General features: G+C 71.9%; 14 protein-coding genes. 1 reads left to right on the forward strand and 13 read right to left on the reverse strand.

What is annotated here, in order from left to right; genetic code table 11:
• Positions 1–13 precede the first annotated feature (13 nt).
• From JYK18_RS39515 to JYK18_RS39535, 5 genes are all read right to left on the reverse strand, one after another.
• The gene (locus JYK18_RS39515) at positions 14–1594 is read right to left on the reverse strand and encodes an alkaline phosphatase D family protein (protein ID WP_307796262.1); all 1581 of its coding nucleotides are present in this window, start codon (positions 1592–1594) and stop codon (positions 14–16) included.
• Positions 1595–1719: 125 nt separating this feature from the next.
• Positions 1720–4458, reverse strand: coding sequence for a glycoside hydrolase family 78 protein (locus JYK18_RS39520; RefSeq protein ID WP_206808970.1), 2739 nt, complete (start codon positions 4456–4458; stop codon positions 1720–1722).
• On the reverse strand, positions 4455–5861 hold the full coding sequence (locus tag JYK18_RS39525; protein ID WP_206808972.1) for an L-fucose/L-arabinose isomerase family protein: 1407 nt from the start codon (positions 5859–5861) through the stop codon (positions 4455–4457). The genes JYK18_RS39520 and JYK18_RS39525 overlap by 4 nt, the downstream gene beginning before the upstream one ends.
• A complete protein-coding gene (locus JYK18_RS39530; protein ID WP_206808974.1) occupies positions 5858–9415 on the reverse strand; it encodes a hypothetical protein in 3558 nt (1185 codons plus the stop codon). The genes JYK18_RS39525 and JYK18_RS39530 overlap by 4 nt, the downstream gene beginning before the upstream one ends.
• A complete protein-coding gene (locus tag JYK18_RS39535; protein WP_242583971.1) occupies positions 9412–10701 on the reverse strand; it encodes an MFS transporter in 1290 nt (429 codons plus the stop codon). Before JYK18_RS39535 ends, JYK18_RS39530 begins: the two co-directional genes overlap by 4 nt.
• Before the next feature lie 176 nt (positions 10702–10877).
• Here JYK18_RS39535 and JYK18_RS39540 point away from each other — a divergent pair, with 176 nt between their 5' ends.
• On the forward strand, positions 10878–11873 hold the full coding sequence (locus JYK18_RS39540; protein ID WP_206808976.1) for a LacI family DNA-binding transcriptional regulator: 996 nt from the start codon (positions 10878–10880) through the stop codon (positions 11871–11873).
• Between the two features lie 42 nt (positions 11874–11915).
• On the opposite strand, the gene JYK18_RS39545 is transcribed toward JYK18_RS39540, so the two are convergent.
• From JYK18_RS39545 to JYK18_RS39580, 8 genes are all read right to left on the reverse strand, one after another.
• The gene (locus tag JYK18_RS39545) at positions 11916–12998 is read right to left on the reverse strand and encodes an IS110 family transposase (protein WP_206806962.1); all 1083 of its coding nucleotides are present in this window, start codon (positions 12996–12998) and stop codon (positions 11916–11918) included.
• A 385-nt stretch (positions 12999–13383) separates the two neighbouring features.
• Positions 13384–14877 (reverse strand): aldehyde dehydrogenase family protein, encoded by a 1494-nt coding sequence (locus tag JYK18_RS39550; protein WP_206808977.1) that lies wholly within the window; start codon positions 14875–14877, stop codon positions 13384–13386.
• Positions 14874–15974 carry a C45 family peptidase gene (locus JYK18_RS39555; protein WP_206808980.1) on the reverse strand — a complete coding sequence of 367 codons (1101 nt, stop codon included), beginning with the start codon at positions 15972–15974 and terminating at the stop codon, positions 14874–14876. The genes JYK18_RS39550 and JYK18_RS39555 overlap by 4 nt, the downstream gene beginning before the upstream one ends.
• Positions 15975–15985: 11 nt before the next feature.
• Positions 15986–16984, reverse strand: coding sequence for a P1 family peptidase (locus JYK18_RS39560; protein WP_206808982.1), 999 nt, complete (start codon positions 16982–16984; stop codon positions 15986–15988).
• Entirely contained in the window at positions 16981–17730 is a 750-nt protein-coding gene (locus JYK18_RS39565; protein WP_206808984.1) for an ABC transporter ATP-binding protein, read from the reverse strand. The genes JYK18_RS39560 and JYK18_RS39565 overlap by 4 nt, the downstream gene beginning before the upstream one ends.
• Positions 17727–18665 (reverse strand): ABC transporter ATP-binding protein, encoded by a 939-nt coding sequence (locus tag JYK18_RS39570; protein WP_206808986.1) that lies wholly within the window; start codon positions 18663–18665, stop codon positions 17727–17729. The genes JYK18_RS39565 and JYK18_RS39570 overlap by 4 nt, the downstream gene beginning before the upstream one ends.
• Positions 18662–19483, reverse strand: coding sequence for an ABC transporter permease (locus JYK18_RS39575; protein ID WP_206808987.1), 822 nt, complete (start codon positions 19481–19483; stop codon positions 18662–18664). The genes JYK18_RS39570 and JYK18_RS39575 overlap by 4 nt, the downstream gene beginning before the upstream one ends.
• Positions 19483–20451, reverse strand: a complete 969-nt coding sequence (locus tag JYK18_RS39580; protein ID WP_206808990.1) for an ABC transporter permease — start codon at positions 20449–20451, stop codon at positions 19483–19485. The genes JYK18_RS39575 and JYK18_RS39580 overlap by 1 nt, the downstream gene beginning before the upstream one ends.

Raw genomic sequence — 20451 nt, forward strand, 5'->3', positions numbered from 1 at the left:
CCCTGGCCGAATGTCACGCGGGTTGCACGCCGGGACGGTGGTCTTCGACGACGTAGCTGGCTCGCGTCGAGACAGGCGCGCCCGGCTTCGTGACGTACGGCAGGACCCGGAAGTCGCTGCGCCACCGGTGCCGGTCGACGTCGACGCGCACGTAACCCCGCTGGGCGTTGAAGAACTTCATGTGCGGGTTCGCCGCCAGGAACTTCACGCCGTCGTCGTTCAGGTCCGCGCCGTCGGCCCCGCTGCTCACCGAGGTCCCGACGAACTCACTGGCCACCACCGGCGAATCCGGGTCGGCGAAGTCCCGCTTCAGGTCCCACGCGTAGTTCTGGTGCCGGTCCCCGGTGATCACCACCAGGTTCCGCACGTTCCGGTCCTGCGCGGCGGCCAGCACCCGGTCGCGGTCGGCCACGTACCCGTCCCACGGGTCGTACCAGACGTCGACCGCCGGGCCCGGGTCGCGGTCGGTCTGCCCGATCGGCGCCTGGTTGCCCAGGATCTGCCACCGCGCGTCGGACCGGCTGAAGCCGTCGAGCAGCCACTCGCGCTGTGCGGCGCCGAGGATCGTGCGGTCGGTGTCGAACCGGTCGGCGCAGTCGACCCCACCACCGTCACCGCACGGCTGGTCGTCCCGGTACTGCCGGGTGTCGATCATCGTGAGATCCGCCAGCCGCCCGTACTTCAGGCGGCGGTGCATGCGGATGTCCGCGCCCGACGGCATCTGCGCCCGCCGCAGCGGCAGGTTCTCGTACATCGCCTGGAAAGCCGCGGCCCGCCGCGCCCGGAACACCGCGGGGTCCTGGTCGGGTTCGGTGTCCGCCTGGGAGATGTCGCCCGCCCAGTTGTTCTCCACCTCGTGGTCGTCGAAGGTCACGATCCACGGGAACCGCGCGTGCGCCAGCTGGAGCGGGGCCTCCATTTTGTACAGTGAGTACTGCAGCCGGTACCGGGCCAGGTCGAAGGTCTCGGTGTGGAACCGCGGGTCGACGGTCACCCCGCGCTTGTTCGTGCCGACCCCGGTTTCGTAGAGGTAGTCCCCGAGGTGCACCACGAAGTCGAGGTCCTCGGCGGCCATGTGGTCGTACGCGGTGAAGTACCCGTCCTGCCACGCCTGGCACGAGGCGAACGCGAACCGCAGTTCGTTCGGGTTGGCCCACGCCGCGGGCATCGTCCTGGTCCGGCCGACCGGCGAGACCTCGCCACCCACCCGGAACCGGTAGTGGTACTCACGATCCGGCGCCAGGCCGTGGATCTCGGGGTGCACCGAATGCCCCAGCTCGGGCGTGGCCACCACGCTGCCGCGGCGCACCACCTGCCGGAAGCGCTCGTCCCGCGCGAGTTCGTACTCCACCCGCACCGGTTTGGCCGGCATGCCACCCGCACCGTCCACAGCGAACGGATCCGGGGCGAGCCGCGTCCACAGCACCACGCCGTCCGGCGCCGGATCGCCCGAGGCGACCCCGAGGGTGAACGGGTTCGACGTCCCCGCCGGCGCGGCGAAGGCACCCGCCGCGTTCCACACTCCGTTGCCGAGCAGCACCGCCCCGATCCCGGCTCCGCCGTACCCGAGCAGCTGCCGACGCGAAATCGTCACTTCAGGATCTCCTGTCCTCACCGAACTCGCGGAATTTCATAACCCGGGCCGTTAGCGCGCAACAAGGGTTCTGCCCGAAGTACAGGCCGTGTTCACGTCGCCGACGCCGGATGGAACGGCAGAAGTCACCCGAGGACCGCGGCGAGCGCGGCTTCGGCGGCGGATCCGTCGCGGGACGGGTCCTTCATCGCGAGCAGCCCGGCGAGTTCGGCGGCGGGCCGGTCGAGGAACGGCGCCGCCTCCTTGGCGATCTCCGCCGAACCCGCGCCGAGGCCCAGTTCTCCCAGCAGCGCCACCGCTTTCGGCCACAGTTCCGCGTGGTCCAGCAGATCCCGGACGGTCACCGGGACGGGACGCGGGGTCACCGGATCCGGCACCGTCCACTCGTGACGGCCGTGCCGCACCTCCACCGGCTCTCCACCGGGAAGCCGCACTTCGGCCGAAGCACCCACCGGTACCTCAACCTCCACAGTGAACTCCCCGCCGTCCCGCCGCCACGACACCGACGCCGTGCCGTACGGCGTCTCGTGCCGCGCGGAGGCGTGCGTCAGGGCGGCGTCCGGAACGGGTTGAACGGTGATCCGCCGGTAGCCCGGCGCCGCCGGGGCCAGGCCCGCGACCGTGCGGTGCATCCAGTCGGCGACCGCCCCCAGCGCGTAGTGGTTGAACGAGGTCATCTCGCCGGGGTTGATCGAACCGTCGGGCAGCATGCTGTCCCAGCGTTCCCAGATGGTGGTGGCGCCCATGGTCACCGGGTACAGCCACGACGGGCAACCGCGTTCGAGGAGCAGCCGGTACGCCAGATCGGGGCGCCCGGCCGAGGTCAGCGCGTCGGTCACCAGCGGCGTGCCGACGAACCCCGTACCGATGCGGAACCCGTTGGCCCGCACCAGGTCCGCCAGCCGCTCGGCCGCGTGCGCGCGCTGATCGGCGGTGGGCAGCAGGTCCCACGCCAACGCCAGCGCGTACACCGTCGGCGCGTCGCTGAGCACCCGTCCCGAATCGGTGACGTAGTGCCGGACGAACGCTTCCTTCGTTTCGGCGGCCAGTTTCTCGTAGTGCCCGGCGTCCCGGCCGAGCACGCGCGCGATCTCGGCGACCATTTCCGCCGACCGGATCAGGTACGCCGTGGCCACCACATCGGGATCTGCCTTGGCGGCGAAGGGGTTCTCCGGCGGGGCGGTCGGATCGAGCCAGTCGCCGAACTGGAAACCGCCCGCCCACACGCCGTCCGTGGTCAGTGAGGCGATCTTGTCCACCCAGGCGCGCATGCTGTCGAACTGCCGCGCGAGCACGCCCGTGTCGCCGTTGCGCCGGTACAGCACCCAGGGCACCACGGCCGCCGCGTCACCCCACGCCGTGGCGGTCGGCGACTTCCCGTAGAGCACGTCCGGGATGACGTACGGGACCGAGCCGTCCTCCTGCTGGTCGGCCGCGAGATCGGCCAGCCAGGTGCTGAGGAAGCCCGCGGTGTCGAACAGGAACCCGGCGGTGGGCGCGAAGACCTGGATGTCGCCGGTCCAGCCGAGGCGCTCGTCGCGCTGCGGGCAGTCCGTCGGCACGTCCAGGAAGTTGCCGCGCATGCCCCAGACCACGTTGCGGTGGAACTGCTCGAGATCGTGCTCGGAGCAGGAGAACCAGCCGGTCCGCCGCAGGTCGGTGCCCACCACCACGGCGGCCAGGTCCTCCACCGCCACCTCGGCACCGGTGATCTCCGCGTACCGGAAGCCGTGGAAGGTCAGGTTCGGTTCCACCACCACTTCGGCCGCGTCGGCGAGCACGTAGGTGTCCGTCGCCTTCGCCGTGCGCAGCGGCCGCACGCCGAGTTCGTCGTGCTCCAGCACCTCCGCGTGCCGCACCACGACCTCTTGCCCGGCCCGGGTGTCGTGCAGGTGGATCCGGACCCAGCCGACCACGTTCTGCCCGAAGTCGACCAGCGTTTTGCCCGACGGTGACTGCCACACCTTCAACGCGGGCAGCACCTCGGTCGCCCGCACCGGCGGCCCCTCGGGCGCGACCAGCCTGCCCAGATCGGCGTCCACCACTTCGACTCGATCCACTGTGGACGACGTGGCCCCGAGGTCGGTGAGCTGACCGTCGTACAGGTCGTCGGCCAGAACCGTGCTGTTCCGGGCGGTCCACTGCTCGTCGGTGCCGATCACATCGACCGTGCCGTCCGCGTAGGTGACTTCCAGCTGGGCGAGCAAGGCCAGCCGGTCACCGTAGTGCGCGCGCTTGCCCGCCCAGGCCAGGCGGCCGCGGAACCAGCCGTTGCCCAGCAGGACATCGAGTTCGTTCTCGCCCTCGCGCAGCAACGCCGACACGTCGTGGGTTTGGTACCGCAACCGGGCCTGGTAGCTGGTCCAGCCCGGCGCGAGCACCTCGTCACCGACGCGCTCGCCGTTCAGCCGAGCCTCGTACACCCCGTGCGCGGTGGCGTACAGCCGGGCGGACGCGATACCGGACCGCAAGGTCACCGCTCGGCTCAGGATCGGCGCGGGGGAACCGATTCCGCCCAGCGTGACCGGACTGACGAACCGCGCGGACCAGTCCGCCGTCGACAGCAGCCCTGTTTCTACAGTGGACGATTCGCTCCACGGCGACCAGTCGCCACCGGAAGCCACGCGCACGCGGACCGCGGCACGCGCGCGCGAGGGCAGCGGCTCGAACGGCCACGGCACGAGCACCTGCTCGGCGGAGTCCACCCGGACCACCGAGCCGTCCAGCTCCAGCTCGTACGCGGTCTGCGTCCATTCCGGATCGTCGGTGCGCACCTGCCAGGACAGCCGCGGTGTCGCGGTGCCCAGCCCCAGCGGGTCGTCGCGGTGCTCGAAGCGGACCGGGCCGGCGGTGGTGGCTGTCAACGGATGCCCTCCTGCGTGACGGTGACCAGTTCGTGGCCGCAGAGATCCGCGACCGCGCGCAGTTCGGCTGCGCGATGCCCGACGCCGAGCGCCCAGTGGTGGCCGATCCCGGTCATGCTCCAGTCGTCGGTCCACTCGCCGGGATGCCGCCCGAAGTCCACCCGGGACGTGGTGTTCCCGATGCGCAGCAACGGCCCGTCCACCACGGTGCCCTCCGAGGCGACGAAGCGGAACGAACCGTCGGGCTGCTGGCCGAGGCCGAACGCGGTGACCGGCCCGTGCTTGACGTCGAACTCCACGGACACGCCCCAGCCGCGTTTCCCGTGGTAAACGCCCAGGCCGCGCAGGATCGGCTTCCCGTCGCTGATCGCCAGGTGCGCCGGCCCGTCGTGGCCCATCTCCACCACGTCGTCGCGGAAGCTCAGCGCCTGCAACTCGGTGAACGAACCACCCGCGCCGAGCTGGTCGAGGATGAGCATGGCCAGCGAGGTGCGCAGTTCGTACTCACCGGCGGCGGGGATCCCGCGGGCGGTGAGCAGGGAGGCGCCGAGGATCATGCCCGCGCCCACGCGCTCGTGGGTTTCGCCGTTCAGGCCGCGGTGGTAGTAGGCGAGACTGTCCAGGCCGAAGTCGTCCACGAGCTGGTCCAGCGCCACGGAAACCTTGGCCGCCCAGCGGAGATCGTCGTCCACGACGGACGAGTCCACTGTGAACACTTCACGTGCGTGCGCCACCCTGTCGTCGGTGGCGGCGTCGCCGACCTGCTCGACGCGCACACGCAGATCGTCGATCTCCAGCACCTCGACGTGCCCGCCGAAGGCACGCGGAACCAGCGTGAGGTCCGTGGACACGTCGAGCATGCCCGGGTACAGGTGCCCGAGGAGGCCGTGCCTGCCGCGCCGCAGCTTCGCCCGGACCCCGGCCGCGCGCACCCAGCGGCCGATCTTGTCCCACGCCGCGGGTTCCTCCAGGTACCCGCTGACACAACGAGCCTCCACGCCGCACCGGCGGAAGGCGTTGACCATCTCCGGCAGCGGGCAGGCACCGCAGTAGGCGAGCCACGCACCGGTGTCGAAGGTGGCGTGGTCCATCGCTTCGGTGGGTTGCAGGTTCAGCAGCAGCACGGGCGCGCCGCTGCGCTGCGCCACCGGCATCAGCATGTTCGAGGTCATGTACGTGGTCAGGAAGGCCACGATGATGTCGCACCCGGCGGCCCGCAGCTGTTCGGCGGCGCGGTCGCCCTCCCGCGGGTCGGCGATGAAGCCGACGTCGACCACTTCGCAGTCGAACTCCCGCATCCGCTCGGAAACGCGTTCGGCGGAGAGCTTCAGCTGGGGCAGCAGCTCCGGGAACTGGGGCCAGTAGGCACCCAGCCCACCGGCGACAAGGCCGACCTTCGTCATGGTTCCTCTCCGTGTCGGATGAGCCGGACCGGGCCGAACAGGCCGGTGCGGACCTGCCCGGCGGCCACGGCGGTGGTCGGTGAGGCGTCGTCGAGATAGCCCGCGAGCGTGCCGCGCACGACGATCTCCAGCTCGTTCTCGCCGTCCCGCAGCGCGTCCGTGATTTCGGCACGCCACGGCGCCCACACCAGCTGGTCGACGAGTTGCCCGTTGACCAGCACGTCGGCGGTGCCCCGGACCTCGCCGAGGTCGAGCACCACGCGTCCGCCCGGGGCGGTGAACGTGGTGCGGTAGCGCATCCGCCCGCCGAGCGAACGCAACCCGAGTTCCGCCCAGCCACGCAGTTCCACCGGCGCTTCGGCGACCTCCACCTCGATCGCGGAGTCCAGCAGGGCGCCGCCCCGGCGGCCGTCGGTCGCGCGGAAGTCCAGCCGCACCGGCGTTCCGGCGGCGAGCGGGGACGGCAGGCCGACCCGGCCGCCGACCGGCTTGTGCTCGGTTCCGTCGATGACCGCGACCACCTCCAGCCCGGACGGGATCCGCAGGGACACCGTACCCAGCGGCGCCGGGAACTCCAGTGACTCGACGCGCTCCCCGGACGGCGCCGGATCGGGCACCACCGGCACGACCACGTCGCCGGGTGCCGCCTCCGGCTCCAGCCACCAGGCGCCGGGCAGCGGGTGCGGCCGCGGCCGGAGGCAGAGGAACCGGGGGTCACGCGGGTGCCTGCGGCGCAACCCGTCGCAGGTCCATTCGGGACCGCTCGTGATGCCCGGGTCCGGCGCGTCGACCGCGGCGACCGCACCGGGCCCGAGCAGCAGGGTCAGCGTGTTCTCCCCCGGCCGCAACGCCAGTTCGTACGGGTGCACCCGGATCTCGCGGTGGCCGGGGTACGGGTTGAAGTCGCCCTGCCTGCCGATCTCCGTGCCGTTCAGCAGCACCCGGCAGGCGCCTTCGCTGGCCACCTGCACGACCGCCGTGTCATCGGTGTGCCGGAAGGTACGGCTGACCTCCGCGCCGACCATCCACTCCGGACGGCGGTACCGTTCGAAATCGGTGACCACGGCGAAGGAAGCCCGCACCGGGCCGTCCTCCGACGCGGTGAACTCGATCTCCAGCCGGACGGTCCGGCCGCCGGGCACCGGGCTGACCGTGTGGTACCCCTCGCCGGTCGACGGCACCTCGGCGCCGTCGATCCGCACCCGCCGCGCGGCCCCGGAGCCGACCACCAGCTGGAGCCCGTCCGACGGCGGCAGCTCCAGCCAGGTGCGCACGGCCACCGAGCCACCCGCAGGCACGTGCCGCCAGTCGAGGAACTCCTCGGCGACATATCCCTTCGGCCCCAGGGTTTCGTTGTGCACCGGGTCCTTGTGGATGCCACGGGACAGCGACCACTCCGCGTTCCGCCAGCCACCGTCGGCGTCACGCACCTCGGCGAACGGGCCGAACCCGGCGATCACCGGACCGCTCTCGTGGCTCAGCCGCCAGACTTCGATCGGCAGCACGCCATCGCGGGCCGCGCCCGCCAGGTCGCCCTCGCTGTTATCCAGAGTGGACTCGGCCAGCCCGAGCCACGGCCCGGCGACCGGCACCGACTCCAGCTCACGGCCGAGTGGACGCGCGTCCGCCGGCGGCAGGTCTTCCCCGAACACCACCAGGGAAATCGGGCCGTCGTCGAACGGGACTTCGAGAACTCCGTCGCGCACCACGAGTTCCGTGCGCTCGCCGGTGCGCGGGTTCCACTGCTGCGCCCGTCCGGGCAGGCCGCTGGTCCGCACGTGCGCCACCCGGCCGGTCGGCGGCACGAACCGGTAACCGTCCTCGCGAAGCCGTTGCCAGTACTCCTCCCACGGGAAACCGACCTCGGCCCAGTTCTCCCGCGCCAGGTCGACGATCGGCGCGAGCGTGCCGGTCCGCTCGTCGTGCGCGGTCAGCAGCAGGACGAACGAGTCACCGTCGCGGCGGAGCAGGAAGGGGGCGTCTGCCTGCACCGGGCCTTCGGGGATCAGCGCGGGCACGTCCTCGGGCCGGCCGACCACGGTCACGTCGTCCAGCGGAGCGACACCCACGCAGATCACCTGCCCGCCCGCGCGGGCGAATTCCGCCAGCTTCTCGGCAGCGGCCGGGTGCAGCAGCTCGACCTCCGGCAGCACCACCGTGCGGTAGGTCTCGTCACCGATCCGGAGGCGGTCGCCGACGACTTCTCCCCCGGCGATGGTGGCTTCGTCGAAGGTGTCGTGGTCGATTCCGGCGGCCTCCAGCACGCCGCGTTCTTCCGCGAACCAAACGCTTGCGCCGTTCAGCCGGTGGTAACACGCGGCGGCGCGTTCGGCGGGCGGAAGCGGACCGTCGAGCGTCAGGTACGCCTGCGTGGTGGTGGTCGGCGAGAGCAGGACGACGTCGCAGACGTGCGTGCCGATGGTCAGCACCGAGCACAACCGCGACACCGCCGTGGCGAACCGGTGGTAGGCGGGCCAGTACGGCTGGCGCCAGCACGTCGACGGCGGCGCCCACTCCCACCAGCCGCCGGCGGTCGAGTAGTAGACCGCGTGCGGGTCGTAGAGGTTGGCGCCACGCCGCAGGAACGGCGCGAGCCAGTCGTAGGTCTCCTCCAGCGTGCCGCCCCAGCCGGAGGAGTGGAACGCCTCGATCCAGGTGCGCGAGTGCCCGTTCGCGTGCGCCAGCGAACTGTGCACCTTCGGGTCGCCCCAGTGGTCGCTGCCCGGCGCGCCGAACCCGGAATGCGTGCCGAGGTAGTCGCCGTACACCTGGACACCGCCGATGGGATCGCCTTCGCGCGCCGGGGACGGCTGGTCGAAACCGCAGATCAGGCCGCGCTCGGCGAACCAGCGGTCGAGCGGGTCGAAGAAGGCGCGGCGGGCCAGGCGGGCGCGGTGCTCGTGGTAGTCGCGGCGGTTCCGGGCCGATTCGGCGTCCTTCCCGCCGTACAACGCGGGCAACGCCAGTTCGTAGCCGTAGTGCGCGGCGAAGGTCCCGGCGAAGTCGTGGCCCCAGGTCGGCATCGCGGGCAGCTCGTCCTGGAAGAACCCGGGGATCACCTTGCCGAACCAGTGGCCGAGCCCGCGTTCGAGCTCACCGTGGACCTGGTCCAGCAGGGTGGCGCAGGCGTCCACGCCGAAGTAGTCGAACCCGCTGACCTCCTCCCGGATCTCGCCACCGGGGTCCCGGTGCAGCGCCAGCCCGGCGAACTCCGGGTTCCGCGCGGTGATCCGGCCCTGGAAGTTCGCCCCGGAGAAGCCGATCTGGTCGTAGAGCCACAGCCGGAAGCCGATCCGCTCGGCGTCCTGGCAGGCGCCGTCGAACAACTCGATCCACTGTGGACTGAGGAACGGCGGGTCGTCGGCCACCGAGCCGAACATCGGGCCGGTGGGCGCCAGGCAGAGGACCACCGCCTGGCGCACCCCCTGCCCGGCGAGCCGGTCCATCTGCTCGCGCAGCCGCGTCCTGGTCACCTTCGCCCCGCTCCACCACCAGATCGGCAGCGGGGAGGACTCGGGCCCCGGTGCGCGGAACCGGCTCAGCAGCCCCGTCATACCAGCGCCCGCTCCTGTTCGATCTGTTCCAGTGACTTGCCGGAGGTGTCGGGCATGAAGAAGTACCCGACCACCCCGCTGATCAGCAGGCACGCCGCCAGCAGCGCGGCCACCGTCTCGATGCCCGCGGTGGCCAGCGTCGGCACGAAGAAGCTCCAGATGCCCAGGAAGGTCCGCGCCACGCCGAAGGTCAGGCCCTGGGCGGTCCCGCGGAGCATGGTCGGGAACAGCTCCTGGCTGAAGATCTTGTACACCGCTTCACCGGCGAAGGCGGCACCGACGCCGAACAACACGATGTTGGCGATGATCACCGGGATGGTGAACGGGAACACCAGGTACGCCACGAAGGCGAGCACCTGCATCACCGCACCGGCCGCCCACATGGTCCTGCGCTTCGAATGCCCGCGGTCGACCAGGCGCATGAACACCAGGGTGCCCAGGATGCCGATGACGAAGCCGGCGCAGGACAGCGCCACCCCCGCCGCCTGGCTGCCCGCGTTGAGCGTGGTGACGATGTACGGGGTGAAGATGCCGTTGGTCCCGGCGGCCACGTTCCAGAACAGGTAGATCGTGCCGGTCCACACCAGGGCCCGCAGGTTGGCGCCGCGGAAGAGCGCGCCGACCCGCGTCGCGACCGAGCCGGCCGCGGCGGCGGCCGTGGTCCACCGCGCCGATTCGGCGAGCCCCCGGCGCAGCGCCCAGGTGACCAGCGCGACCACGAAGAGGTGCAGGAACACGATCCTGATGCCGAGCAGTTCCAGCGGGGACAGCACCAGCGCGAGCAGCAGCACCACCACCGGCCCGGTGTTCCAGGCGATCTGCGTGAAGCTGAGCAGCTTGCCCCTGGCCTTGGACGGCGAGAACTCGCCGACCAGCGCGAGCGAGGTGGGCACGTCCGCGCCGACCGCGACACCGACCACGAAGGTGCCGATGAACAACATCGGCGCGTTGACCGCGAGCGCGATGCAGAGGATGCCCGCCGCGTAGACCAGCAGGTCGTACTTGTAGATCCGCTTGCGGCCGAGCTTGTCGCCCAGCCGCCCGCCGATCAGCGCGCCGAGCGCGCAGCCGATCGCGTTGGGGCCGATGGCGGCCAGCGCGCCGACCGCGTCGTTGCTCAACCCCAGGTAGGCCTGGAACAGGGCCAGGCCCGAGCCGAGCGCCACGATCGAGCCGGCGTCCAGATAGGACGCCATCGCGGCCAGCACCGACCATTTCCACTGCTGGCGACTGACCGTTCCGGACTCGTCCGCCGGTGCGTTGCCGACGGCTTCTGAGGAAGTCAAGTGAGTCTCCTCGTCCTCGTTGACGTAGGTCACACTTTGAAACGTATTAAGCGGCACAGTAGCGAAGCGGACCAGCGGACTCAAGGTCCGAAAACGGCCATCGACTAACGCAATGAATCGTTTCATATGCACTGGGTGCCGCGGGGTCACTGCCTGCCATCGGCTATCGTCGGCGGGTGGGCAAGGAAGAGCCGGTCACGCTGGTCGAAGTGGCTCGGGTGGCGGGGGTCTCCAAGACCACGGCGTCCGACGCGCTGCGCGGCTCCGGCCGCGTTTCGGAGCGCACCCGGCAGCTGGTCACCAGCACGGCGAACCGGCTCGGTTACTCCCCCAACGCCTCGGCGCGGTCGCTCCGGCGTGCGAACACCGGCGCGATCGGGCTGCACCTGCCCGACATCCTCGCGCGCTCCGAGTACTACATGTCCTTCGTCTTCGGCGTGGTCGACAAGGCCGCCGAGATGAACTACGACGTCACCCTGCTCACCTCGAAGCACCTGCCCGCGCCCGGCGCGTTCCACCGCGTCGACGGGGTGGTGCTGGGTGATCCGCTGGAGACCGATCCGATGGTGCGCGGGCTGCTGCGGGCGTCGGTTCCGGTGGTCACCTGCGAGCGGTTCACCGGGGACGCCAGCCCGGCCGGGATCGTGCTGTCCGACCACGCGGAGATGTTCGGGCGGCTGCTCGACCACCTGCACGCCGCGGGCGCGCGGCGGCCCGCGCTGCTCGCCTCCAGCGCCACCACCGACTGGGGAAACCAGCTGCAGCAAGCGTTCCGGGCCTGGTGCCGGAGCAGGGGCGTGCCCGCGCTGCTGCGCGAGCTGACCTTCGGCGCGCCGGCGGACGTGGTGCAGGACAACGTCAGCGCGCTGCTGGAGACCGATCCCGCGCTGGACGCGCTCATCTGCGCGCCGGACGGTTCGGCCACCGCCGCGCTGCCGGTGCTGCGGGCGGCGGGCCGCTCGGTCGGCGGCGACCTGCTGCTGGCGGCCTGTGTGGACGGCACGCCGCTGGCGCACAGCGATCCGCCGATCACCGCCATCGACCTGCACCCGCGCGAAGCGGGCGCGGCGTGCGCGGGGTTGCTGTTCGACCTGCTGGACGGGAAGGCCCCGGCGGGTACCGTGCGCTCACTGCCGATCGGCCTCACCGAACGCCGCTCCACCCGGCGGTAGCCCGCCCCAGGGCCCGTGCAGTGAATGATGCTCCTATTGAGGTCAAGGGGTTGTTGTGAGGTTGGCCATGTCTGTGGTGATGGTTCGGTGGATTTCGCGTGCGACGTAGCGTTTGAGGCAGCGGATGATGTGTCGTTTGGGGAGGCCTTCGCGGGTGCGTCGTTCGAGGTAGGCGCGGGTGCGGGGGCAGTGGCGCAGGCGGACGATCACTATTCGGTGGAGGGCGGCGTTGGCGTGGCGGTCGCCGCCGCGGTTGAGGCGGTGGCGGTTGTTGCGGCCGCTGCTGGCGTCGATCGGGGCGGTGCCGCAGAGGTGGGCGAACTGGGCTTCGGTGGTGATGCGGTCGGGGTTGTCTCCGGCGGTGGCCAGGAGCTGGGCGGCGGTGTCGGGGCCGACGCCGAACACGGCGGTGGTGGCGGGCAGGACCTGGCGGGTCAGGGTGTTCAGGTCGGTTTTGGCGTCGGTGATCTCGGTGGTGAGGTCGGTGATGCGCCGGGCGAGGCGGCGGAGCGCGGTTTTCGTGGCGTTGACGGGGCTGGTGAGGTCGGTGCCGGGGCGCAGCCGGGCGCAGGCCCTGATCAGGGTTGTGCCGGTCAGGCCGGACAAGGATTCGCGTAGCGGGGCGGGGGCGGTGACGATCAGGGCGTGGAGCTGGTTGAGCGCGGCGGTGCGGGATTTGACCGCGCTGGTCAGCGCGGTGCGCAGGGCGGTGATCGCGGCGGCGGGCCCGGTGCCGGCTTTGGGGGTGGCCTCAGCGTGGCCGGCCAGGACGGCGCGGGCGGTGTTGATCGCGTCCTGGGTGTCGGTCTTTCCCTTGCGGCGGCGGGCATGCCGGTCGGGCTGGTTGACCTCCACCACCGTGACACCCTCGCCGGCCAGGTAGCGGGCCAGGCCCGCGCCGTAGGAACCGGTGCCCTCCACCCCGGCCGCGGACACCGTGCCGAACCCGGCCAGCCAGGTGCCCAGCGCGGTGTAGCCGGCGGTGGTGGCCGGGAAGGTGTGCGTGCCCAGTACCCGGCCGACAGGATCGAGCGCGGCGGCGGTGTGGGTGTCTTTATGGGTATCGACCCCGGCGATCACCGCGGTGTGCTGGGCAGTGTCGACGCCGGTGTGCTGATCAGTCATCCTGGTCTCTGCCGTCCCGTGGTGTTCAGTGGTCAGGGAGGGCACGTACCGGGCCAGCAGGGGTGGACAGCACAGTGATGGGTGTCCTGGTGGCACAGGCTCCTATCAAGTCACATCCCCTGGCCTGGTGACGTGCACGAACGGAGACCACCCCGGAACCGGCAGATCATTCGCAAGACAACCCCGGCCAGGGCGTCAGTGGCTTTCCGGGCCAAGCCCCGGGGCAGCCCCCGTCCATACACACCATCATCACTGTGGCTTTCACAGCACATTCCGCAGTGAAAGCCACATTCACTGCGCCTGGCGCAGCGCGCGGGTCAGGTGAGCGCGCGGGTCAGGTGAGCGCGCGGGTCAGGTGAGCGCGCGGGTCAGGTGAGCGCGCGGGTCAGGTGAGCGTGCCGTCCACGCGGCGCGGCAGGTGCCACGGGTTGTCCGCGCGCAGCGGGGCGGGCAGCGCCGCGTCCGGCACGCTCTGGTACGCCACCGGCCTGGTGAACCGCACCAGGGCACCGGCGCCGACCGACGTGGTGGCCGGGGCCGTCGTGGCGGGCCACGGGCCGCCGTGGTGCTGGGCCCAGGTGATCGCGACGCCGGTCGGCCAGTCGTTCACCGTGACCCGGCCGGCGAGGCCGCTGAGCTTGCCGACCAGGTCCGCGACGTCCGGGTCCTCGTCCCCGCCGGTCATCACCGCCGCGGTCAGCGTGCCCTGCAGCTCGCCGAGCGCGGCGTCCAGCTCGGCCAGTGAGGCGTATTCGGCGACCAGCACCACCGGCCCGAAGCACTCCTCCAGCAACCGCGAACCGCTGACCAGCTTCTCGATCGGCACCGACAACACCGCCGGCGCCACCGTCCAGCCCTCGCCCGGTCCCTCGGTCGAGCCGACCACCCGGCCACCGGCGGTGACCAGTTCACCCACGCCCGCCGCCGCGTCACGGGCGATCCGCTCGGTGAGCATCCACGACTTCGGCGCGCGCCGCTCCAGTTCCGCGGCCACCACCTCGGCCGCCGAGTGTCCACTCGGGACGAACAGCAGGCCGGGCTTCGTGCAGTACTGCCCGGTACCCAGGGTGAACGAGCCGACGAAGCCCTCGGCGAGTTCCGCCAGCCGGTCCGCGCCTGCCGGGGTCACCACGACCGGGTTGACCGTGCCCATCTCGGCGAAGACCGGGATGACCACCTCCCGTTCGTTCGCCATCTGCCACAACGCCAGCCCGGCCCGCTGCGAACCGGTGAACGCGACCGCCGCGGTGTGCGCCGAACGCACCAACCGGGCGCCCGCGTCGAATCCGGCCACCAGCTCGAACAGGCCCTCCGGCGCGGACGTGCCCGCCAGCGCCGTCCTGGTCAGCGAAGCCAGCCGCGCGCTGAGCCGCGGGTGCGCGGGATGCGCCTTGACCACCACCGGGCAACCCGCCGCGAGCGCCGAGGCGGTGTCCGTGCCGAGCACGCTGAACGCGAACGGGAAGTTGCTCGCGCCGAACACCGTGACCGGCCCGAGCGGGACCTGCACCCTGGCGATCCCCGGCGTCGGCGGCTTCGGCGCGTCGATGGTCGCCTGGAGGTACGAGCCCTCGACCGCGACGTCGGCGTAGTACCGCAGCTGGCCCGAGGTGCGGCCGATCTCCATCCGCAGCCGGGGTTCGCCGAGCGCGGTCTCCGCGTCCGCGAGCGCGATCAGTTCGTCCACAGTGGACGGCTCGTCGAGCGCGTCGGCGATCGCGTACAGCCAGGCCGACCGGTCCGCCGGTGAGGTGGCGGCGACGACCGGCGCGGCGGCGGCCGCCCGCGCGAGTGCCGCGTCCACCTCCGCGTCCGGCGTGGCCTCGACCTCACCCGCCGCGGCGCCGGTTCGCGGGTCGTAACTGATGTCGGCGGTCATACCCGGCCCTTCTCGTCGAACGGAACTTGCTGCCAGCCATCGGGTTCGATCCGGCACGGCCCGCCTTCGTGCGCGTACAGCCGCCCGGCCGCCACGTCCAGGCTGATCGTGGCCAGGCTCTCCCAGCGCAGGTGAGCGGGCAGTGAAAGATCGGCGTGCGCGCAGATGGCCGGGCCCTCACCGCGGTGCGAGTGCAGTGCCCGCGCGCGCTCGGTCCGGTCGTCGGTGTTCAGCGCGGTCACCCGCTCGCGCAGCCCGGGAAGCCGGTCGAAGGTGCTGGACACCTCGTTCGTGGTCTTCTCCCCCGCCGCCAGCTTCTCGTCGAGGAAGTGGTTGGTGTGCAAGAGAACCCCGTCCGGGTCGACGGGCAGTTCACCGACGCGCTCGGGCGACAGCTCGAGGCCGATGGCGTCCCCGCGCTCCCCGTCGTAGGTCACCACGGTGAGCACGGTGGACGCCGAGAGCCGCGCCGACCGCGCCAGCTCGACCGCCTCGCCGACGGTGGTCGCCTCGTCCAGGATGCGCCGGGCGACCACGTGCACCGGCACGCCGATGTCGGTGTGGTCCGAGGCGTGGCGCAGCACGTTGAAGTGCAGCCCGAGGCCGTCGCTGTTCACCCCGACCTTGCCGACCACACCGAACTCGGTGAACGTGTGCACCCGGCGGCCCGGCCGCGGTTCCAGCGACCACAACAGCATTCCGTCGCGGAAGGTGTCGTGCCAGTCCCAGGTCTGCACCGTCCGCGGCGCGCCGGACTGGGGCACCAGCACCGCCGCCGAGCACTCCCCTTCCCCGGTGACCGCGAGCGCGGCGAGGATCTCGGTGCGCCCGTTGAGCGCGCCGAGCTGCCACGGTTCGAGACCGGCACCTTCCGCCGTGCCGGTCATCTCCGCGGCCAGTTCCGGCGCCCAGGCGGCCGTCTCGGCCAGCGCCCGGGCGCCCCAGTCGGCCACCTGGCCCGCTCGCGCGCCCTCGGCAGCGAACAGTTCGTCGTACCGGGCGAAGGCGGCGTGCAGTTCGGCACGCCGAGCCCGGCCCAGTTCCCGGCCTCGGGCGGCAGGCTCGATCTCCGTGGAGAGGTGGGTGGCGATCGGCATCGTGGCCCCTCTCATTCGGCGGCGCTCAGCACCGCGTCCCAGGCCACCTCGGAGGCGATGGCGCCGAGGCCGGTCGCGGTGATCCCGGTGAGGTCCACCTCGTCGGTGGTCACGGTGAACAGGATGTCACCGTCGATCTCGGTGTGGAACGGCTGGATCGCGCGGTGCATCGAGCTGTGCACCTGGGTGCCGAGCTGGCGCAGCGACACCTCGGGCAGGCGCACGTTGGTCACCAGCACGGTCAGCGTGGTGTTCCCGGCGAGCGTGCCCACCGGCTGCCCACCGCCCGCGGCCAGCGCGTAGTCCTCGACCGGGAGCTTGCGCTCGCCCGTGTCCGCGTGCACGTTCCCGCGCACCACCCGGCCGTCGCGGTCGACCACCACGCCGACCGCGTTGACCACGGTGGCGACCAGCACCTTCATCCCGCCGATCTCGCGGAACGCGGCACCCTGGCCGGCAAACTCGGCCCGGCCGAAGTCGATCTTGCCCACCGAGGCGGTCCGTCCCGCGCCACAGCGGCCCACCGGGAACTCGCCCGGCTTGGCGTTGCGCAGCGCCGCCCGGCCCAGCGCCGCGTCGGGCGCGATGGCGGTGTCACGGGCGGAGAAGTCGTAGATGACCGCACCGGAGACGTGCTGCAACGCCGCCCAGTGCGTGCGGTTCTCCACGCGGTGCAGCAGTTCCGTGCCGACCCCGGCGGCGGCCTCCAGCCCGTAGACCGACCCACCGGCGAACACGATCGCCTGGTGGATGTCGTACCCGCCGCTCAGGCCCACCGCGCCGCCCCTGGCGTCGATCGCGGTGCGCACGCCGTCGGGGAAGTGCAGCACCGTGCAGCCGGTCGGGCCTTCGGCGTATTCGGCCGTGCCGACGAGCACGCCCGGCAGGTCGAACGGGACCACCGCGCGGCCCTCGCTCGGCTGCGGGGTCAGTTCGGCGTCGTCGTTCGTCAGCGCCCCCGGGGCGAAGGCCGACGGCCTGGCCAGCCGGGTTTCGGGCGCGTTGCTCACAGTGCCTCCATCAGTTGTCGCGAGTACTCGTGTTCCGGTTCCCGGTAGAAGACCGCCGCGTCGTTGTCCTCCACGATCTCACCGCCGCGCATCACCGCGATCCGATCCGCGACGTACCGGACGGCGCCGAGGTCGTGCGAGATGAACAGGGCGGCGAAGCCCAGTTCGGCCTGCAGGTCCTTGATCAGGTTCAGGATCTGCGCCTGCACCGAGACGTCGAGCGCGCTCACCGCCTCGTCGAAGACCAGGAACGGCGGCCGGGTGACCAGCGCCCTGGCGATCGAGACGCGCTGGCGCTGCCCGCCGGAGAGCTGGTGCGGGTAGCGCTGGGCGAACGAGGCGTCCAGGCCGACCTGCGCCAGTATCTCCTCGGTGCGCCCGGCGGGATCGGTCCTCCCCAGCACGGTGAGCGGTTCCGCGACCGAACGCCCGACGCGCTGACGCGGGTCGAGCGACCACTGCGGGTGTTGCAGCACCGCCTGCATCCGCCCGGCCAGTGCCCGGCGGCGCTTCGGGAACGGCTCGCCGTCGAACCGCACCACCCCGCTGGCCGGCCGGCGCAGGCCGAGCGCCACCATGCTGGTGGTGGTCTTGCCGGAACCGGATTCGCCGACCAGGCCGACCGTCTGGCCGGGCTCGATCCGCAGGCTGACCCCGCGCATGGCGTGGACCGACCGGCGGCGCAGCGGCGGGCCCGAGGTGAAGGTGACGGTCACGTCGTCGAGTTCGAGGATCGGAGTGCTCATCGGCTCGCTCCCACCGTGGCGCGGTGGCACAGCACGTCTCGATCGGCGGAGACGTGCAGCAGCGGGCGTTCCCCCGCGCAGGAGTCCAGCACCTCGGGGCACCGCGCGGCGAACGCGCAACCGGCGGACGCGCCGGAGAGCACCGGCGGCTGACCGGGGATCGACACCAGCCGCTCGCCCTCGGCCACCGCGCCGGGCACGGACCCGGCCAGCGCGGCGGTGTACGGGTGCCGGGGTTCACCGAGCACGGCCGAGGCGGCACCGGATTCGACCACGCGGCCGCCGTACATCACCACCACCCGCGAACACCGGCGCGCGACCGCGGGCAGGTCGTGGCTGAGCCACAGGATCGTCGTGCCCGCCGCCGCGGCGAGCGCGAACACCAGGTCGAGCACCTCGTCGCGGACCTGGCTGTCCAGTGCCGCGGTGGGTTCGTCGGCGATCAGCAGTTCCGGTTCGGTGGCCATCGCCATCGCGATCGCCACCCGCTGGGCCATGCCGCCGGAGAGCTGGTGCGGATAACTGCGCGCGACCCGGGCGGGATCGGCGAGCTTCACCGACGCCAGCCGGTCGAGGACCTCGGCCTTCCCGGCGCGACCGGCCAGCGCGACCTGCTTGCCGACGCGCATGGTCGGATCGAGCGAGCCGATCGGCTCCTGGAAGATGAACCCCAGTCGCTCACGGCGAAGCGCCCGCAGTTCGCGGGGTGCGAGCCCGCCGACCGCGACCCCGCCGACGCGCACCTCACCACCGGCGACGGTGGCCGCCCGCGGCAGCAGTCCGCCGATCGCCGCGCCCAAAGTGGACTTCCCGGACCCGCTTTCCCCGACTATGCCGACGGTTTCCCCGCGGTCGACCGACAGCGAGGCGCCGTCGAGCGCGCGGACCGGGCCGTAGTCGACCGCCAGCCGGTCGACTTCCAGCAGCTGCGTCATACCAGTGACCTCGACTCCCTCGGTTCGAGCCGGTCGCGCAGACCGTCCCCGAACACGTTGACGGCCAGGATCGCCACCACCAGCACGGCACCGGGGAAGGCCAGCAGCCACGGTGCCGCGAGCAGGTAGATCCCGCCCTGCTGGATGAGCACGCCGAGCGAGGAATCCGGGGGCTGCACGCCGAACCCGAGAAAGCTCAGCCCGCCTTCGACCAGGATGCCCACCGACAGCGCGTAGGTGCCCTGCACGGCGATGGTGCCCGCCACGTTCGGCAGCACGTGCCCGGTCAGGATCCGCCACCGGCCGACCCCGCTGATCACCGCGGAGGTGATGTAGTCGCGCTGCGCCACGGTCACCGCGGCGGCCCGGACCAGCCGGGTCATCAGCGGGATGGTGACCAGCACGATGCTGGCCATGGTGGCCGCCTGCCCCGGCCCGACCACCGCGGCGACCAGGATGGCCAGCACGATCGCCGGGAACGAGTAGAGCACGTCCACCGAGCGCAGCACCAGTTCGCCGAGCCAGCCGCCGCGGTACCCGGCGACGATGCCGAGCAGGGTGCTCAGCGCGGCGGTCACCACCACCGCGATGGTGGACAGCAGCAGCGTGGTGCCGATGCCTTCGAGCACCCTCGGCAGCATGGACCGGCCGAGCTGGTCGGTGCCGAGCAGCCAGTCGCCGCCGGGTGGGGCGAGGCGCGGGCCGACGATCGCGTCCGGCTCACCACCGAGGCCGAACACCGTACCCGCGAGCGCGGCGAGCACCAGCACCCCGAGGCACCACAGCCCGGCGCGGGCGAGCCGATCGAGCTTGGCCATCAGCCTGCCGCCTTCCGCTGGGTCCCGAAGCGCGGATCGAGCACGCCCGACACCGCGTCCGAGAGCATGTTGAGCACCACGAAGACCACCGCGGCGAGCAGCACGCCCGCCTGGACCACCGCGTAGTCGCGGCGGCCGACGGCCTGCACCACGTACGAGCCGATGCCGGGCAGGTTGAACAGGTGCTCGATGATCACCGCGCCGCCGAGCAGGTAGGCGGTGGTCGAGGTGAGCACCACCAGGATCGGGATGGACGCGTTGCGCAGCACGTGCCTGCCGATGATGAACAGCGGGGTCTCGCCCCGGGCCACCGACGCGGTGATGTACGGCTCGACCAGCACGTTCATCACCGCGTCGCGGGTGGTCCGCGCGGTCACCGCGATAGCGAACACCGACAGCACCGCCGCCGGCAGCACCATCGACCGCAGGTTCGCGCCGAGGTCCTCGCCGAGCGGCCGGTAACCGCCGACGGTGAGCCCCAGCGCGTACCGCGAGAACACGAACACCACCAGGCTGCCGAGCACGAACTCGGGCACGCTCACGCCGAGCCCGCCGGCCAGCCTGCCCAGCGCGCCGCCACCCCGCTGGCCCGCCCGCACCGCGGTGTACACCCCCAGTGGCACACCGATCAGCACGGCCGCGCCGATGCCGAGCAGGGTCAGTTCGACGGTGACCGGGATGCGCAGGCCGAACTCACCCGCGACCGGTTCCCCGCTGAGCAGCGAGGTCCCGAGATCACCGCCGAGCACGGCGGAGAGCCAGAGCCCGTACTGGCTGAACAGGCTCTGGTCCAGCCCGTACTTCTCGGCCATCGCGGCCCGCTGGTCCGGGGTGGCGAACGGGCCGAGCACCACCTCGGCGAACCCGCCGGGCATCAGCCGCGAGGCGGCGAAGATCAGGACGGACACCACGAACAGGGTCAGCACCGCGCTCACCAGCCTGCGGACCCACCAGGAAACCAGGCGCAC

The sequence above is a fragment of the Amycolatopsis sp. 195334CR genome, from assembly GCF_017309385.1.
In the GTDB taxonomy this organism is placed as follows: domain Bacteria; phylum Actinomycetota; class Actinomycetes; order Mycobacteriales; family Pseudonocardiaceae; genus Amycolatopsis.

Coding starts and splice junctions, on each gene's coding strand:
- JYK18_RS39530 (WP_206808974.1), bottom strand. CDS start 9,415: ATGACGGGGCTGCTGAGCCGGTTCCGCGCACCGGGGCCCGAGTCCTCC.
- JYK18_RS39545 (WP_206806962.1), bottom strand. CDS start 12,998: ATGACTGATCAGCACACCGGCGTCGACACTGCCCAGCACACCGCGGTG.
- JYK18_RS39525 (WP_206808972.1), bottom strand. CDS start 5,861: ATGACGAAGGTCGGCCTTGTCGCCGGTGGGCTGGGTGCCTACTGGCCC.
- JYK18_RS39555 (WP_206808980.1), bottom strand. CDS start 15,974: ATGCCGATCGCCACCCACCTCTCCACGGAGATCGAGCCTGCCGCCCGA.
- JYK18_RS39550 (WP_206808977.1), bottom strand. CDS start 14,877: ATGACCGCCGACATCAGTTACGACCCGCGAACCGGCGCCGCGGCGGGT.
- JYK18_RS39575 (WP_206808987.1), bottom strand. CDS start 19,483: ATGGCCAAGCTCGATCGGCTCGCCCGCGCCGGGCTGTGGTGCCTCGGG.
- JYK18_RS39570 (WP_206808986.1), bottom strand. CDS start 18,665: ATGACGCAGCTGCTGGAAGTCGACCGGCTGGCGGTCGACTACGGCCCG.
- JYK18_RS39565 (WP_206808984.1), bottom strand. CDS start 17,730: ATGAGCACTCCGATCCTCGAACTCGACGACGTGACCGTCACCTTCACC.